The organism is Litoribacter populi (assembly GCF_007483685.1).
GTDB classification, from domain to species: Bacteria; Bacteroidota; Bacteroidia; order Cytophagales; family Cyclobacteriaceae; genus Litoribacter; species Litoribacter populi.
Genome location: NZ_VMKN01000001.1, coordinates 368,248 through 385,775, shown reverse-complemented (window position 1 = coordinate 385,775; position 17,528 = coordinate 368,248). Strand labels below are relative to the sequence as shown.

The 17,528-nt window shown below is 44.0% G+C and carries 8 protein-coding genes and 5 tRNA genes; 3 read left to right on the top strand and 10 right to left on the bottom strand.

The features are described from left to right. Positions 1-91 precede the first annotated feature (91 nt). The gene (gene dapF / locus FPL27_RS01655; protein WP_143959428.1) at positions 92-868 is read right to left on the bottom strand and encodes a diaminopimelate epimerase; all 777 of its coding nucleotides are present in this window, start codon (positions 866-868) and stop codon (positions 92-94) included. 209 nt (positions 869-1,077) lie between these two features. Here dapF and FPL27_RS01650 point away from each other — a divergent pair, with 209 nt between their 5' ends. Both FPL27_RS01650 and FPL27_RS01645 read left to right on the top strand, forming a co-directional pair. Further along, on the top strand, positions 1,078-1,836 hold the full coding sequence (locus FPL27_RS01650; RefSeq protein ID WP_143959427.1) for a superoxide dismutase: 759 nt from the start codon (positions 1,078-1,080) through the stop codon (positions 1,834-1,836). Between the two features lie 236 nt (positions 1,837-2,072). Beyond that, positions 2,073-2,837 carry a hypothetical protein gene (locus FPL27_RS01645; RefSeq protein WP_143959426.1) on the top strand — a complete coding sequence of 255 codons (765 nt, stop codon included), beginning with the start codon at positions 2,073-2,075 and terminating at the stop codon, positions 2,835-2,837. Between the two features lie 121 nt (positions 2,838-2,958). Here the strand turns inward: FPL27_RS01645 and FPL27_RS01640 are convergent. From FPL27_RS01640 to mutS, 7 genes are all read right to left on the bottom strand, one after another. Continuing rightward, positions 2,959-3,030, bottom strand: a tRNA-Gly gene (locus FPL27_RS01640). A 96-nt stretch (positions 3,031-3,126) separates the two neighbouring features. After that, a tRNA-Gly gene (locus FPL27_RS01635) sits at positions 3,127-3,201 on the bottom strand. Positions 3,202-3,302: 101 nt separating this feature from the next. Further along, a tRNA-Gly gene (locus FPL27_RS01630) sits at positions 3,303-3,378 on the bottom strand. A gap of 262 nt (positions 3,379-3,640) precedes the next feature. Further along, positions 3,641-3,724: transfer RNA gene (locus tag FPL27_RS01625), tRNA-Leu, on the bottom strand. A 56-nt stretch (positions 3,725-3,780) separates the two neighbouring features. Further along, positions 3,781-3,853 (bottom strand) — tRNA-Gly (locus tag FPL27_RS01620). Between the two features lie 147 nt (positions 3,854-4,000). Continuing rightward, entirely contained in the window at positions 4,001-4,795 is a 795-nt protein-coding gene (locus tag FPL27_RS01615) for a helix-turn-helix transcriptional regulator (RefSeq protein ID WP_143959425.1), read from the bottom strand. 57 nt (positions 4,796-4,852) lie between these two features. Next, on the bottom strand, positions 4,853-7,453 hold the full coding sequence (gene mutS, locus FPL27_RS01610) for a DNA mismatch repair protein MutS (protein ID WP_143959424.1): 2,601 nt from the start codon (positions 7,451-7,453) through the stop codon (positions 4,853-4,855). Positions 7,454-7,534: 81 nt separating this feature from the next. Between mutS and FPL27_RS01605 the strand changes: the two genes are divergently transcribed. Then, on the top strand, positions 7,535-8,074 hold the full coding sequence (locus FPL27_RS01605) for an RNA methyltransferase (RefSeq protein WP_143959423.1): 540 nt from the start codon (positions 7,535-7,537) through the stop codon (positions 8,072-8,074). Positions 8,075-8,170: 96 nt separating this feature from the next. Here the strand turns inward: FPL27_RS01605 and FPL27_RS01600 are convergent, their stop codons facing one another. Next, on the bottom strand, positions 8,171-9,196 hold the full coding sequence (locus tag FPL27_RS01600; protein ID WP_143959422.1) for a PorP/SprF family type IX secretion system membrane protein: 1,026 nt from the start codon (positions 9,194-9,196) through the stop codon (positions 8,171-8,173). Between the two features lie 418 nt (positions 9,197-9,614). Beyond that, the gene (locus FPL27_RS01595; protein WP_143959421.1) at positions 9,615-17,246 is read right to left on the bottom strand and encodes a T9SS type B sorting domain-containing protein; all 7,632 of its coding nucleotides are present in this window, start codon (positions 17,244-17,246) and stop codon (positions 9,615-9,617) included. Positions 17,247-17,528 lie beyond the last annotated feature (282 nt).

Here is a 17,528-nt window from a genome sequence, read left to right as displayed (position 1 = left end):
ATTTTGATCAAATTAAAACGGCTTTAAAATTACTTTCTTTTTGGCAGAATAGTAAATTATTGTCCTCTTTTGATAGTTTTATCTTGGATTCTTAATCGATTGCAATACTGCCTTTGAAAACTTGGCGGGCCGGACCAGAAAGTACCACATCGGTAAACCTTTCACCATCGACCTTCTTAAATTTAACCTGTAAGGTACCCCCTAAAGTTTTGATTCTGATGTTATTTTGTCCAGAAAGGCTGCCGTGCACCAGGGCACATGCCGTCACACCCGTGCCACAAGAAAGCGTCTCATCCTCAACACCACGCTCATAGGTCCTCACATTAAGTTCTTGATCATCGAGAATCTCGACAAAGTTTACATTGGTCCCTCGAGGAGAATATTTGGCACTGTATCTAATTTTAGCTCCTTCTTCCACTACGGGATAATGAGCTGCATCAGCCACAAATTTAACATGATGAGGGGAGCCGGTGTTGAGAAAAAATTCCTCGCCATCCTTGGCTATTCCGGGCACATCACCCATCTCCAGGTGTACGGTTCCTTCATTGAAGAAGGCTTTGTGGGGCCCGTCAATAGCAAGGAAGTAGGTCTCCTCTTTAATAATCCCTAAAAAATGAGAAAAGGCAACCGCGCATCTTGCACCGTTGCCACACATGCTTTGGGTACCGTCAGCATTGAAGTACACCATTTCAAAATCATAGTCCGCATGATTTCTGATCAGAATCAAACCATCTGCGCCGACTCCAAATTTGCGGTCGCAAATACTGTTGATCAGGGGCAAATTTTGGGCATCAAAAGCGTTTTGCCGGTCATCGACCATGACAAAATCATTACCAGTACCCTGATATTTATAAAACTCCAGATTCATTCAATTATTAAGATTTATACGGGATGATTAATATTTCAAAAACCAAACCAAGCCGGATGAGTTAATAAATACGGCGAAACTTGTCAGGAATTCGGACTTATTGGCCGACCTCTTTTTTGTAACGGGCATTTATGGCTAACTTAGTGTGAGCGCCAGGTTGTTTTGGACCACAATTTTATACAATTAAATGAACATAAATAAATTATAATATGAGCAATTTTTCGAGAAGGAGTTTTCTTTCCCGCACTACCAAAGCCACTCTTGCCATAGGCATAGGGTCCAGTGCAATGGGTTCGGCACTGATGGCCTGCAGTACCACTACCCAACAGGATGAGGTGCTGGAAAACTTAAGAACGGGCTTTACCCAGACAGACTTACCGTACGGGTTTTCCGCGCTGGAGCCGCATATCGATGCCAAAACGATGGAGATCCATTACACCAAGCATGCCAAGAGCTACGCCGACAATCTGCAGGAAGCTGCCGGAGAGGAGGATGTTGATATGGAAAAACCCCTTGAGGAAGTAATGATGAATATTTCTCACTACTCTGAAAAAATGAGAAACAACGGGGGAGGCCATTACAACCATGAGCTCTTCTGGAAAATAATGTCTCCAGATGGTGGTGGCCAGCCGCAGGGAAACTTAGCCGAGGCTATCAATGATTCATTTGGAAGCTATGAGGAGTTTGTAAATAATTTTGAGCAAGAAGCTAAGGATAGATTTGGTTCCGGTTGGGCTTGGCTGGTCTTGGATCGCGACAAAAATCTGGCAGTAGGCTCCACGCCAAACCAAGATAACCCACTGATGAACGATGTGGATTTTCAAGGGATTCCACTGATGGGCATTGATGTATGGGAACATGCCTATTACCTCAAATACCAAAATGAAAGGGGAGAGTACATCTCCAATTGGTGGAATGTGGTGGATTGGAACAAAATTGGGGAACGCTATGATAGACTAAAAGCCTAATTTTAATTTATATTCAAGAATCTATTTTTTGGCCCGGGACAGTTTTTACAAAAAAACTGAACTTCCGGGCCTTAATTTTTGACTTTAAAAACTCCCCCAGAGTCATCCGAAATAACATCCTAACACGTTGATTTTCTTTACCTTATTATATAAATGTAACTTTCTTCAATTTAAGGAATAAGCTCATTGGCATATGGTTTGCAAAGTTCGGGAGAAACAAACCAACAAATACAAATATGAAAAAATCATTTTTGAACATCGCAAGAGTAATGATGCCATTCGGCGTAGCCTTTGGCATGATTGCATGTACCACAACTGAGGATGGAACTCCTGTAGAATCAGAAAGCCGTGTTGCCCTTAGAGCAACTGCCAATCCAACTGCAGGAGCAGAAAACAGTAGAGTGGATGTGGGAGCCATTTCTGTAACCGAGTTTCAAGTAGGTACCCAAGATGTAGAAATGCGCTATGCAGCCAAAAGCGAGCTGGGAGCTGGCGTTAACATTGGCAACATCAGCCTTTCGACAAACCTTAATGCTGAATTAGGTACTTCGGCAACACAGCCGAAGTCGAATGTACTGATCCAAAACGGAGAACATCAAACGGCCGTGATCGGAGAGGGAAGAACTCCGGACGGCACTTACACTGAGATCACTTTTGATCTTTATCAAAACACCAATGTGGAGCAGGATCATTTTGCACATGGCAAGTCCCTTTACATTATAGGAGAGGTTAACAATACCCCTACCCGTATTTGGTTTGATTCTGAGGAAGCTTTGAGAGCTACAGCCAGAAATGGAGAAGGGTATTCGATCGACGGAGATGCTGACCTTTGGTTATATTTTGACATGGCGAGCATGTTTGACGGTGTGGATTTCTCTGCTGCCGCGGATGCTGATGGTGATGGCTTTATAGATATTGGCCCGAATGACGTAGATGGGAATGGTGATCTCCATACCGCCATCAGAGCCAACCTGGACTCTTCTGTGGAGTTTGTAAAATAACATTTTTTGATCTAAATCACCCCTAAAGGCCGGCGAAAGTCGGCCTTTTTGTATTTCAGCAGGATAGGATTTTACCAAAAAAAAAGGCTGGTAATCATACCAGCCCTTTGAATTTTAATTGAGCGAAAGGCAAGATTTGAACTTACGACCCCAGCCTTGGAAAGGCTGTGCTCTGCCACTGAGCTACTTTCGCTTTTGTACGTAAAAAAGTATATATAAAAATCCCAGATTTGCCAAAAGGCATTAAAAAATAAGATTTAAAAAATCGCAGGTTCCGTATGAATCTGCTTGGAGCGAAAGGCAAGAATTGAACTTACGACCCCAGTCTTGGAAAGACTGTGCTCTGCCACTGAGCTACTTTCGCTTTTGTACATAAAAAACTCATTTAAAAAAACTTTAGCTATGCCATCCTCTATGGCTCAAAAAGTAATTTAAAAAGAAGCTTGCATCCTTGTGAGGCAAACTTGGAGCGAAAGGCAAGATTCGAACTCGCGACCCCAACCTTGGAAAGGCTGTGCTCTTCCACCTGAGCTACTTTCGCTTATTTATGGAGCATTTATGCAATTACGATTCCAAAAACTGGGCTGCTGGCAACTTTTTTGACCCATCTCAAACAACACCCTGATAGCCAGAAGGAAAAAATATTTATTATTGAAATAATGCAAATTCTAAGTTTTTTATAAGATAGGTAAATAATTATAATTGGGATAAACTTATGATTTGAGGATGGATGTGGGATGACGGATGACCGATGTCGGATGAGGGCAAAAAAAAAGAGCCACTCAGATCTGAGCGGCTCTTTGTACCAGGAGCGGGAATCGAACCCGCACGGCCTTACGGCCACAAGATTTTAAGTCTTGCGTGTCTACCTATTCCACCATCCCGGCAGCATTTCTTTTTACAGAAAGGCTAAAACAACAAAGCCCTTTTTCAAGGGCTTTTGAGCGAAAGACGAGATTCGAACTCGCGACCCCGACCTTGGCAAGGTCGTGCTCTACCAGCTGAGCTACTTTCGCTTATTTGTTTTTAGTGCTTACAACCTCGTGCGATTGTGGATACAAAGGTATAGCACTTTTCTTTATTTGCAAACTCTGCCTTGAAAAAAAATCAATAAATTTCGACCTTAAAGCCCTATTTATTGATTTTCAGAAGCTTATTTATTATCAACTTTTATGCATCATGATTCTGACCAATTCCAAGGTGGAGTTGATTTTGAGTTTTTTCATGATGTTCTTTTTGTGAGTAACCAAGGTATTAGGACTGATGCCAAGCTCCTTAGCCAATTCTGCTGGCGGCATGCCATTCACGATCAATTGGGCCACTTCATATTCCCGCTTGGAAAGGGTATTTTTAGCCACATCCTCAAACTGCTTTTCTACCTTAATCAAGGCACCGTTGTTAGCTGTGTAGTGAAATTCCCAATGAAATTTGGCAGGGTTAGGCGGGGCATTCAACCTCATACAGATTTGTAGATCTAGGATGATATTCCCCTTTTCATCTGTCATATAAGGTACAATAGATGTCTGCTGCCAGATTTCCTCACCTGTCAACCTATGAATCCATCTATAAGTATAACTTGCTCCAAATGTCCTTTTTTCAGCAATACTTAAGGAGTCATAAGTATCAATGTTCATCTTCTGAAACTTGAGCACTTCCTCTCTATCTTCCTCATGAAACATGGACATGGTTGCCTCAAGCCCATACCTTTTAAAATATTCGGCAGGAAGTCCTGACACGTCAAATATATTATCCGTAAAGAAAGCTAGACTAAAATCTCTATAATCAAAGCTACCCACGATAAGGTTATCCTTGATTCCTACTTTCTCACTTAATTCCTGGAGTTCCTTTATGAATTTCTCTTCCTTTTTCTGTCGGCCAAATTCTCTATCGGACCAAGCATGAAATAACTTCCTATACTTGTCCTGAGTCTTTAGCGCTTCCAATAACTCTACACCCATAATCTTTTCGTTCCTCTGATAGCGCTATTATAACCAAAATCGTTCAAAATTGTGCGATTACTCTAGCTTTTTTTTGATTTCATTTAGTTTAATTAGGGCTTCCACAGGTGAGATAGTATTTATATCCAGTTTTTCGATGGTTTCCTTAATTTCCTTAAACTTAGGATCAATTTCAAATAGACTCAATTGGTAATTGTTTTTGGGAACATCTTTAAGCTTTTCTTGCTGCTGATGTAGGCTTTTATCCTTCTCGAGGTGTGACATGATTTCCGAAGCCCTTAACACTACAGGATTGGGCATCCCAGCCATTTGCGCTACATGGATACCGAAGCTGTGCTCACTGCCTCCTTCCTTAAGCTTACGCATGAAGACCACTTTATTCCCCACTTCTTTGACGGATACATTGAAGTTTTTGACCCTTCCGAAGTCATCGGCCAATTGGTTAAGTTCATGGTAGTGGGTGGCAAAAAGTGTCTTTGCTTTGAACTTGGGATGGTTGTGGAGAAATTCCACAATGGACCAAGCAATGGAAATACCATCGTAGGTGGAGGTTCCCCGACCGATTTCATCCATGAGTACCAAAGACCTGTCGGACAGGTTGTTGAGAATACTCGCCGTTTCTGTCATTTCCACCATAAAGGTCGATTCACCCTTACTGAGGTTATCAGATGCTCCCACACGCGTAAAAACTTTATCAATAAGGCCAATTCTGGCATAACTGGCGGGAACGAAACTCCCCATCTGGGCCATCAACACAATCAAGGCCGTCTGTCTCAAAAGTGCAGATTTACCAGCCATGTTAGGGCCGGTGATAATGATAATCTGCTGGCTGGAGTGGTCCAAATAAATATCATTTGGCACATATTCCTCTCCTATACCTAATTGTCTTTCGATTACCGGATGCCTTCCATCTTTGATTTCGATCGCATCGGTTTCGCTGCACTTTGGCCTGCAGTAATTATTGGCTTGGGCCACTTGAGCAAAGGAAAGCAGACAATCCACCATTGCCAACATCTTTGCATTTTGCTGGATACTGCCCACGTACTCGGCAGCATCCTGGACCAATAACATAAAATATTTTTGCTCTAGCGCAATCAGCCTTTCTTCGGCATTCAGGATTTTTTCTTCATAAACTTTCAGTTCCTCGGTGATATAGCGCTCTGCATTCACCAAGGTCTGCTTTCTAATCCACTCAGCAGGCACTTTAGCCTTATGTGTGTTGGAGACTTCCAAGTAATAGCCAAAAACTTTGTTATAGGCTACCTTGAGAGATGAAATTCCAGTTTTCTGGATTTCCCGCTGCTGCATCTGCAAAAGGTAGTCTTTACCCGAATTGGCCAACCTTCTATATTCATCCAAATCCGCGTCAACCCCATTTTTTATCACACCACCCTGGTGGGTGAGCATGGGCGCGTCCTCCATTAACTCATTCTCAATCTTCTCCAGCAAAAATTCACAGGAATTGATCTGGTCCGCAATTTTCTTGAGTGAAGGGTTTTTCTGTTTTTTAAGCAACTCCTTAATGGGTAGAGTGCTTTTAAGGGCCCTTTTCAGCTGGTTCATCTCACGTGGGTTAATCCTGCCCACGGCAACTTTGGAAATGAGCCTTTCCAAATCTCCAATGTGTTTCAAATGGCCGAGAACCTCCTCGCTCATTTCGGCTTGCCTGGAAAAGTACTCCACCACATTCAATCGCTCTTCAATCTGGTCCTTTTCCTTCAGAGGCAATACCATCCATTTTTTCATCAATCTCGAACCCATCGGGGTCACCGACTGGTCCAAAATCTGAATCAACGGAACACCACCCTCCTGTTGAGAATAAACCAGTTCCAGATTCCGGATGGTAAACTTATCCAGCCAAACGAATTTTTCCTCCGCAATCCTGGAAATGGAGGCAATATGCTTTACCTCCTTATGCTCAGTTTCTTCCAAATAGTATAAAATCGCACCAGCAGCGATAATTCCTTCCTCAAGACTTTCTATACCAAAGCCTTTTAAATTGGCCGTCTGGAAATGCTCGGTGAGCTTTTCGTAGGTGTAGTCATATTGAAAAACCCAATCCTCACAGTGGAAGGTGTTGTATTGATCCTTCAAAAGCTCGGAAGCATTGTTGCGATGGGATTTGGAATAAATTACTTCCGAAGGAGCAAAACTTTGGAGCAACTTCTCAATATAAGAGGTACTTCCCTGGCTGGTCATAAACTCTCCGGTAGATAGATCTAAAAATGCCAATCCATGTTCGGTTTTACCGAATTTTATTGACGCCAAATAATTGTTTCGGCGCTTGTCCAGTACATTATCGTTGAAAGAAAGACCGGGAGTTACCAGTTCTGTCACCCCTCTTTTTACGATCCCTTTCACCTCTTTCGGGTCCTCAAGTTGATCGCAAATGGCGACCCTATTACCTGCCCGAACTAGCTTTGGCAGGTAGGAATCCAGGGAATGGTGCGGGAATCCGGCCAATTCAATATGGGAAGCTGAACCGTTGGCACGCTTGGTGAGCACTATATCCAGAATCTTGCTCGCCTTAATGGCATCCTCTCCAAAGGTTTCATAAAAGTCACCGACCCTGAACAATAACAATGCGCCAGGGTGCTTGGCTTTTATAGCATTATATTGCTTCATCAAAGGGGTTTCTTTGGGTTTGGTTTTGGCCATTTTAAGGGGGATTTAAATCTTTGTGCTAATTTTGAAGTGCAATTCAAACCTTGAAATTAAAGGTTTTTAATCAAAAAGCAGATGAAAAAATTAAGTATGGACGAATTAAACCGTCTGTCTGTCGAAGAATACAAGCAAAAAGCCAAAACTCCCCTAGTTCTGGTACTTGACAACGTCCGCAGCCTTAACAATGTCGGCTCATCCTTCAGGACTGCCGATGCTTTTAGGCTGGAGAAAATCATGCTTTGCGGCATTACCGGCACTCCGCCCCATCGAGAAATCCAAAAAACAGCGCTGGGCGCCACAGAGTCTGTAGACTGGGAACACCTGCCAACCACATTGGAGGCAATTGAGAAACTCAAGGCAGAAGGATTTCAAATTTTGGCGATTGAACAGGTGGACAAGAGCGAAATGTTGCATGAATTCCAGCCAGAAGAGGATCAAAAATATGCTATGGTTTTTGGAAACGAGGTTTTTGGCGTGGAGCAGGAAGTCATACAAGCTGCCGACAAGGTCATCGAAATCCCCCAGTTGGGAACCAAGCATTCTCTAAACATTTCGGTTACCATGGGGATTGTGATTTGGGATTTGGTGTCGAAAATGGGGATTTTAAATAAATAGAAAAACCCGGACCTTTCGGCCCGGGCATCCAATTGTCCGAGGATTAGCTCAGGACAATTTGTTCACCTAGTTAAAAAAGTTAACCACACACTGTTTTTAATATCTGAAACATGGGATAATCCTGCTTCTCCTGTCCCGCTGATTCGGGTCCCCATAAAGGAAGCTATATCGGATAGAAATCTCATGCGCACCCCCTGCATTGATAAGGCCTAGCTTGGAGGTGGTAAAGTCAAAGCTGTAGCCGATATCGACACCACTATCGAGCGAAAAACCAAATAGGGCCACAATGGACTCATTGTTTGGCAGTGAATACTTGGACGGCAACCCTCTATACCAAAGCCCCATCACCATAGGTTGTAAATAAATCTGGGTTCCAATGTCAAGTTGGTTAAATGGGTCTTGATGTTTCAAGTTGAAGGCAAAGGAAATTTCCCTTTCCTGTCTGGAATTACTGAAGAAATTATTAACACTACCTGCTCCAAGGTCAAAACGGATTCCGCCATGTGCAGAAAGTTTTACTGGAAGTCTGCTAATGTTATCATCCAGAAAGCTCTGATTGGGCTGGGTCACGTGATGACCAGATATACCCACCCAGTAGGACTCGCCATTCAGCAACATGCCAAAATTGAAATCGGCAAACCTATGACGGCTATCGGTACCTAAGAGTTCACCGCTAAAATCATCCACTGTACCTCTGTGAATATCTAATTGAGACCCGAACACCAAATTGTTGAAATTAACATCCCTCGCTACATAACTCACCTGGCCACCAAATCTTAGGAAAGTATTCATATTCAATCTTACTCTGTAAGAATAGATTGCTCCAACCTCCATAGTACTAAGATGGGCCATGCTTTCCCTGTTGCCGTTAAAGATTAAGCCAATCCCACTGTTGATGTCAAACATATAGTGGTCAATGTAGGCTGAATAGGAATTAAAGGAGTGGTCCAAACCAGGCCATTGGTTTCGGTAGTTTACTCCCACCCGACTCACTTCTGAAGAACCTGCAAAAGCAGGATTCAGATACATAGGATTGGCATAGAACTGCGAATATTGCACATCTTGGGCCGCCGCCGCTATGGCAGAGCCTAAAAATAAAACGAGTAGTAAAATTCTTTTCATCTTCACTGTGGTTAAGTAATACTCCAGTCGCGGTGAACTAACTGGAAATCATTTAAAAAATACTCCTTACCAACACTCTTTGCCGGTTACTTTTACTCTATTAACTCTGGTTTATTCAAGGTTTAAATTTTGTACTATACACTTGATTAATTGCTTTTCATTTTTAGGAATAATATTTTATGTTTTTTAAATACCCCTAAATGAAATTTCTATAATCAGCTGATTCATAGTAAATAATGAAAGAAAATTGGTATATGCAAAATAATTATAAAATTATTTTAACCCTCCATTAATCATCGAAAAACATAATTTTTCTAAAAATTATACAATAAACATAATTTATATTATAAGAGGCTTTTTTACACTTGTAAAGAGAAAATCCGGAGAGTGAAAAATTTTTCCACTCTCCGAAAAAAAATCAATTGATTAGAAGGAATACACCTGATCGGCTGGATCGCTTGCCCTCTCGGGTGGTGTAGTAGATCTTGTAAACATAATTACCGTTGGGACTGAGTTTGCCTTGGTGGAAACCTGTCCATCCTGGATCTTCCATAGAGGTGGTGGTGTACAGTAATTCACCCCAAGTATTGAAAATGTGCATTTCGAAATCAGACAAGCCTCTAAATTTCGGCATGAAGGTATCATTCAGGCCGTCCCCATTTGGTGTAAAGGCATTTGGTATAAGTATTCTATAAGAATCGGTCACTTCCACTTCAATTCGGCTCATGGTGCTGCAACCATATTCGTCATACACCCGCAGTGCGATTTCATAAGTACCAGGGCCTGAATAGGTGTGTTTTGGGTTTTGCTCATTGCTCTTAGTGCCATCCCCAAAATCCCAGTCCCAGGCGATCACATGTCCCTCACTCTCGTCAATGAACTGTATAGGGTCGTTGACCAAAATTTCGCCCTCGCCATCCAAACTGATCACAGAATAGGTGAAATCAGCATCGGCAAACACAGGTGGAAAATCAATCATCCTCGACAGATCAATGTTGCAGCCACGCTTGTCCCTTACAAAAACCGTGATTTCACCAGCTTGATTGAAGTTGACTTCCCTGACATTCTTTTCTCCACTGCTCCACTGGATTTCATACTCTCCAGTGCCACCTTCCACAGTCAGCCAAGCTGTACCAACCACTTCTCTGGTTTCACAGTTGATATCGATCCTTGTGAATAAATCAGCCACCAATGGATCCGGTTCGTCTATTACATAGGTTTTGCTTAGGGTACACCCGTTTTTGTCTGTGACTTTGACCGAGTATTCTCCTGCGCCTAAGCCTGTACGGCTCCAGCTTTTTATACTATTGGAATCGGACCATTCTATGATATAGTCCTGCACACCTCCGCTGATTACATTTTCAATGACCCCGTTTTCAGCACCATGACAAGCCAACATTTCTGTGTGTTTGGACTCAATCTGTAATTGGTCAGGGGCCTGGATCTGTATGATCTCACTGATTGAACAACTGCCATCTTCAACCCTTACTCTATATCGGCCAATCTCAAGACCTGAAATACCGGAAGTGGTTCGGTCTTTAATCCAGTGGTCCGGATTGTCAAGGTTTTCCCAGCGGTAAGAATACGCCCCGCTGCCACCGGTTAACTCAAGGTTAATGGAGCCATTGTCGCTATCGTTACAAGTGGGATTTTGATGTTGTGGTACGATTTTCAACGGAGCACGGTCACCAACAGTGTACACACGTGAAGTTCTACATCCGCCCTCACCCTCTATATCCAAGATATAATTGCCGGGCTGGAGGTTGAATAATTCAGTTGCTCCTTCGAATTCATATAAAGGTGATTGGACACCCGTTTGCGGATCGCTGAATTTCCAAGAAAGCTGAAGATCGCCCATTCCGCCAGATACGTTTACAGATATCATACCGTCCCACATACCGTTACAGGAAATCGGTTCCAAATCCACAGTTTCGACGATTATAGGATCGGCAATGACAATCTCTACGGTATGTTCGGCTTCGCATCCGGTCTCAGTATCTTTCACTGTTACGGTATAATCTCCAGCAGGAAGATTGATCAGACTAGAGGCCTGAGAGCCATTTGACCATTTGTAGGTATAATTGCCTGTGCCACCATTTACCGTAAGCTGAACATTCCCCCTTTCTTGGGGACTGCAGAGAATAAGCTTGCCGTCAGATTCAATTTCAAGAGATGGGGCAGGTTTTGGCAATTCTACGGTGATGGTTTCCGTACAGCCTTTTTTATCTGTAACGGTCACCTCATACATGCCCGGCTCGATACCAAAAATATCCTTGGTGGTGGCGCCATTTGACCACTCATAAGTGTAATCCGGTGTGCCGCCCCTCACTTCCAAAGTAATTGAGAGTTCACCATTTTCAGCACAAAGAATATAATTAGGAGTGGCTACCACCGAAAGTTCCTCTTCGGGCTGGCTTACATAAAATCTTTGGGAAACTCTGAAGCACTTCCTGGAATCCTCTACCTCTACTCTGTAAAATCCTGCTGTCAAGCCTTCCAAAAACGGTGTATCCTCATCTGTATGTTCCCAATGGTATCGGTATGGAGAGTCTCCCTCAAATGGGGTACCGCCCGTTACCTCCACAAAAATTGACCCGTCAGCTCCACCGTGACATGAAACGTCGATGATTTCTTCCTCAACCACCATAGGATCGGTCACCGCTACCACTACCTCAATAGACTCTGACTCACAATATCCCACGGTTGAGTTTCCAATACCTGCTTTAATGGTATATGTACCCGCCCGCACATTCAGTTCATTTCCGAAAATCTGCTGACCATTGACAAAATAAGAATAATTGAGTTGACCATCTCGCTTGCTTCCACTGGCTTTTATGATTAGTTTTCCATCCATATTGTTTCCACAAGAAACAGGAATTATATCAGCCTCCACTTCAATCTTCTCTCCATCCTCAAGCTCAAAGGTGTCCGTCAGCACCAGGCAGTTTTCCCCATCGGTCACCTCAAAGGCATATTGACCAAAAGGAAGGTTGGAAATGGTGTTGATTCTTTGGTTGAATGTATAGGTTTCAAAAGCTTCCCCGTTTCTGGTCAATTCCATGGTGAAGGGGGCAGTGCCGCCTTCAAAATTCACCTGGGCGTTAGTTTCTCCATCGATACAGATGATGGTACCGGGATTCACCGCAACGGTAAAGCCATCAGGCTGGCCAAGTTCAAACTCCCGCTCGATAGGGCATCGTTTTTCATCCAGGAGGGTAAACATGTATTCCCCTTGCCTAAGGTTTTCAAATTCATGCGTGGCACTGGCAGATAAGCCGGAAAGCGTTAGTTTCTCACCGGAATCTTTGTGCAGAAGTGTGGCTTCATAATTTCCATTTCCACCAGAGACCCTAAACTTCAACCAGCCCTCGTCACCCTCAAAACAGGTTGGGTCCTCAAAATCAAAACGTTCAATTTCCAATTCGTCCGGCTGGCTGATGGTGAAGCTTTTCGACTGCTGCCCACAACCTTCCGAATCAACCAACGCTACATTGTACTGCCCCGGTGCAAGCCCAGTGAATACCGTTTGACCCGCTGGCATTGCCTGCCCGTTAATCCGAACCGTGAAGTTTCGGCCACTTTCAACTTGAGGGTCAAGCATGCGGATAACGCCATCGTGGGCACCAGGGCAGGTAATGTCATCAAATTCCACATCGGCAAAAGTAGGCTCCAAAACCTCGTGGATGGTAAATACATGGGCCGTTTCGCCACAACCTTCATCCGTCAATAACAGCTCATAATCACCTGGTGCCAAATCCCTAAAGGTGAAGTTACCTTCAAAAAGATTTTCCTTGATATCGATTACCTCTGAGCCCGAAATAAGCTGTAAGGATTTACCGGATTTCCCTCCGGAAACCGTAAAGGTGACACTGCCCAGATCATCGTAGCAGACCAACTGGGTTGCCAACAAGGATGCCTGAATGACGTTTGGCTGCTGAATGGTGATATCATTGGTCCTTTCGGTACAGTTTTCAGCAAAAGTCACCTCCATAAAGTAGGTGCCTGCCTCCAACTCATCCAATTGACTATCGGCAATCGGCTGTGGATTTTGGCCAGGTAGCCTTTTATACCATTGATGCGAAGCACCGGTCACCGAGAAATCAATTACTCCATCATTCCCCCCGTAGCAGGAGACATCCTGAACCTTATTGGCAGAAAATGATGGGGCATTTGGCTGGGTGATGGTCAGGGTACTGTCATCTTCGCAACCTTTTGCATCTCTCACCATAACAAGATAATCTCCCGCATCTAGCGAAGTAAGTACTGACCCACTCAATGGTGACCAGTTATCGCTTTCATTTATTTTATAAAAATAGTCATACGGGGCAAACCCTCCGGAAGCATTCAGGTAAATAGCTCCCTCTTGTTCAGGGCAGGTTGGATCCACCTGAGAAGTCAAAATGGTAAGTGGAGATTCCGGTCCTTCAATTCTGAGCACCCGGTCAACCACACAGTCTTCCCCAGCCGACACAAAAACCTGATAGAATCCCACATTTAGGCCCTCAACTGTAGTCTGGTTCTGGCCAAACTGCTCATTGGTCTGCAGGTTTAACCAATGAATATTGAAATCAGCGGCATCAAGCCCATTGCCCAAGCCTATCTGAAGCTTTCCACTGTTTTCCTCACAAACTACATCGCTCTTATCCAACAACTGAATGGAAGGACGGGGAAGCGGGGCAATGTTAAAGGTTTCGGAAGTGGCCTTACAGCCATTGGCATCAAATACCTCCAGGGTGTAGTTACCTGGTCTTAAGTCGTAAATATTCTGATTGGTCTGGCCATTGGACCATCTGAATTGGTAATCGCCGCTGCCACCACGAGTGTCCACTTCTATAAAGCCATCGTTTCGGTCAAAACAACTGATGCCCTCTTTTTGGGAAAGTACCACCTGAAGTTCTTCGGGCTGGTTAACCACTATGGTCTCTTGCGCCTCACAGAATCCATCAGCAACAGTCACCAAATAGGTCCCCGCTTTTACGTTTTGGCTCAAGATTCGGGAGGTTTGACCGGGAATTATTTCAAATTCCTGAGTGTCCTTGTTGAAATACTGCCAAGAGTAATCGTAATTTCCTACTCCATTGCTTGCCGTAATTTCAATCCTGCCGTTTTCACTGCCAGAACAACCTGGCTGAGTTACTTCCGGTGTATTTATCGTAAGCCGGTTTTCAGGTTCGTTGACCGTATAGGTTTGCTCAAACAAGCAAGTATTGCCATCGGTGATGGTAAGTTCGTATGTTCCTGCAGGCAGGGCAGTAAGGGTCCTTTCGGAGGATGTCCCATTCGGCCCGGTCCATGTCACTTGGTAATCTCCTCCATCAGCCAAATTTCCACCGGTAATGCTTTGGATATCCAAAACCCCGCTCTCATCACCTTGGCAAACCACATCGGTGATCCTCACATTAGCCTGTATGGCCGGAGGAGATTCAATAGCAAAGGGACCGAAGATTTTATAACAATTGACATTTCCTGGATCAATGACTCTCAAAAAATAATTCCCGTCCTGCAGCCCTTCAATAGTTAAAGAAGTACCTAAAACCTGATTTGGATAGCCCTGCAAAAACCACTCATATGTCAAAATCTGGGATGAGCCGCCTGTGACTGTCGCCTCAAATCCACCATCATTGCCGCCTTCACAGGTTGGCAAGATGGGATTTAATTCTTCGAGCTCAATTTCCTCTGGCTGGTTGATGGAAAAACTGATGGTCTGGGGAAGGGTGCAGCCGTTTTCATCTCGGATGTGCAGCTCGTAAGTTCCAGCGGCGAAACCGTCAATCCGACCGTTTTGCCCTAACCTTTGGTAATTATTTCCTTCAAATGAATAGTAATAGGGAGCTGTGCCTCCTTCAAGGGAAATTTCAACGGAGCCCGTTTCTCCAAAACAAAGCGGGTCAGTAGTGGCATGCTCCAAGTAATCAAGTCGGCTTGGCGCCTCAAAGGTGAATGGGTTAGAGATTATTTCACAGTCATTTCTATCGGTCACCACCAAACGGTAAGTCCCTTCACCCAATCCGGAAATGTCAATTGAAGCTTCACCGGCCAGAGATTCCCACTGCCCACTTGGAAGCTGCTTTTCCCATTGATAGTCATAAGAAGGGTTGCCGCCCTCCACGCGGAGTCCGGCAACACCTCCATCTTGGTCATTATAACAAAGTAAAGGGCTTATGTTATTGTCATAAATAATGACCAAAGGGTCAGGCTGCCCCACGGTGATATCCCTGTAGAGCATACAGCCTTCTGCAATCTGAATAGTAACGGTATATTCGCCGGCCTCCAGACCGGTAAATTCAGCCTCAGTTCCCATATATTCCTCTCCATTCAGCCCAATCAAGTAGGGTTCTGAGCCTTGCAAACGAACAAAAATAGACCCGTCTCTATCGCCATGGCAACTAGTTGGTTCTGAACTCAAATCCTCGATAATAGGGCTCTCGGGATCGGTAAGGGTAAATTCGAATGTTTCGTGGCAGCCGTTGGCATCTATTAAAGTAAGTATATAGTCCCCGGCAGGTACATTTTCCAGTTTTTGGGATTGGCTTAACACATTGGTCGAACCAGTCCTCACCCACTCGTAGGTCCAAGGGGCTCCCCAGCCGCCGACAGCCTCTATCTCGATAGACCCGCTTGCCGCTTCCGGGCAATTGGGGTCAGTGAGGCCGATTAGGGTGTAGCTGATATCCATTTCCGGCTCCCTCACTTGTATTATGTCAGTATTGGTCAGACAGCCATTGGCATCCATGACATATACGGTATAGCTACCGGGAGCAAGATCCTCAAAAGTCTCGGCAGAAGAGGATGAAGGAAGAAGTCCGGCAAAATTATTTTCCAGGCTGAACATATATGGAGCTGTGCCTCCCTGTGCCCTTACCCGGATAGCGCCATCCACGCTGTCAAAGCAGACGTCATTTACCAATTCCACATTTACGCCAAGTTCGGCGGGTTCGCTAATGGAAAAAGTGGTGCTCATCTGGCAACCGTCATCGTCGGTGATGGCAACTGTATAGTTTCCTGGCTCCAGACCGGTTAAATTCAAAGGATCAACGCTATTGTGCTGAGTGGCTGCTCCGCCGTTTATGGTGTAGGAGAAAGGGGCATTGAGTGTGCCCGATAGGGTCAACCTGGCAGAACCATCATCTTCTCCATAGCAAGTGATAGCTGTGGGAGTTGGCTGGATGGTAAATTTGGGGGCATAGACGATCTGGAAAGCATAGTCTTCAAAGCAGGTATCATCGGTAGCCTGATCAGTGAAAACCCTGAAGAAGTAAGTCCCTGGCTCAAGGTCAGTTTCGGTGATCTGCCCGTTGTTTTGAGTTTGGCGGTTATCGCGATAGAGCGCCCCATCTTTCCACAATTGGTAGCCAAATTCAGGACCGTTTCCACCAAGGATTCGCGTAGTGGCGGAACCAAGGTCATTTTCACATACAGGATGCGTCACCTCAGGGCCATTTCCGTCGGCCTGCTCTAGCGGCTCGGGTTCTTCGATGATGATTTCGGCAAAGGCCACACATCCTGCGATGTCCCTGACTTCCACTATATATTCGCCTGCAGGAATATTATTTAGCTGACCCGTATTTTCATACTCCCGGATCAGTTCAGTCGGATTAGATTTATCAAATAATTTTACAGTAAAATTCAGGTTACTGCTGATATTCAAAATAGCCTGACCATTAGCTACCCCGTTACAGTTAGCATCGATAACGGTCACTATTTCCACCCCTACCGGATTGACAATATTTACATTTAAGCTTCGAGTGGCTTTATTGCCATGCCTATCAATAGCTTCAACTATATAACTCCCGTCTGGAACCACTTTGGAGGAAATATAATAATTGTTAGCATCAGGGCTTGCCACTACATCCTCAGCCTCCAAAACCCCATCACGCAGATACCTAAAAGTAATCGGCCCTTCACCAGTAGCTACCAGTGTGGTCTCCTGCAAACAGTCATCAATGGATGTTCTAATAATTGAAACTTGCCCATACGAATTCTGTATCAGGCTGAAAAAAATCACAGCCATCCAGATTAAGATCCAGTTTCGATTAATATGTAGCTTCATGGTCACAGACTCTGGTAAAAGCCAACTATTTTAGCACAGTTCCTATATGAATATTTGAATTTTAAAGAAAAAATAAAGCTTTTTGTGATTACCTATTTTATTTTATGCAATTTGTATTACATAAAATGATATTCTTCAATAGCCTGATTTTTAATAAATTAAAAGAATAAAGTTTTTAAACGCAACAAATAATATTAAAAAACTGCAATTATCGGTTTACCAGTTATATGCTCCAATTACTACATCCTATCTCTATCTGCATTTCCCTAGGGACCAACCACA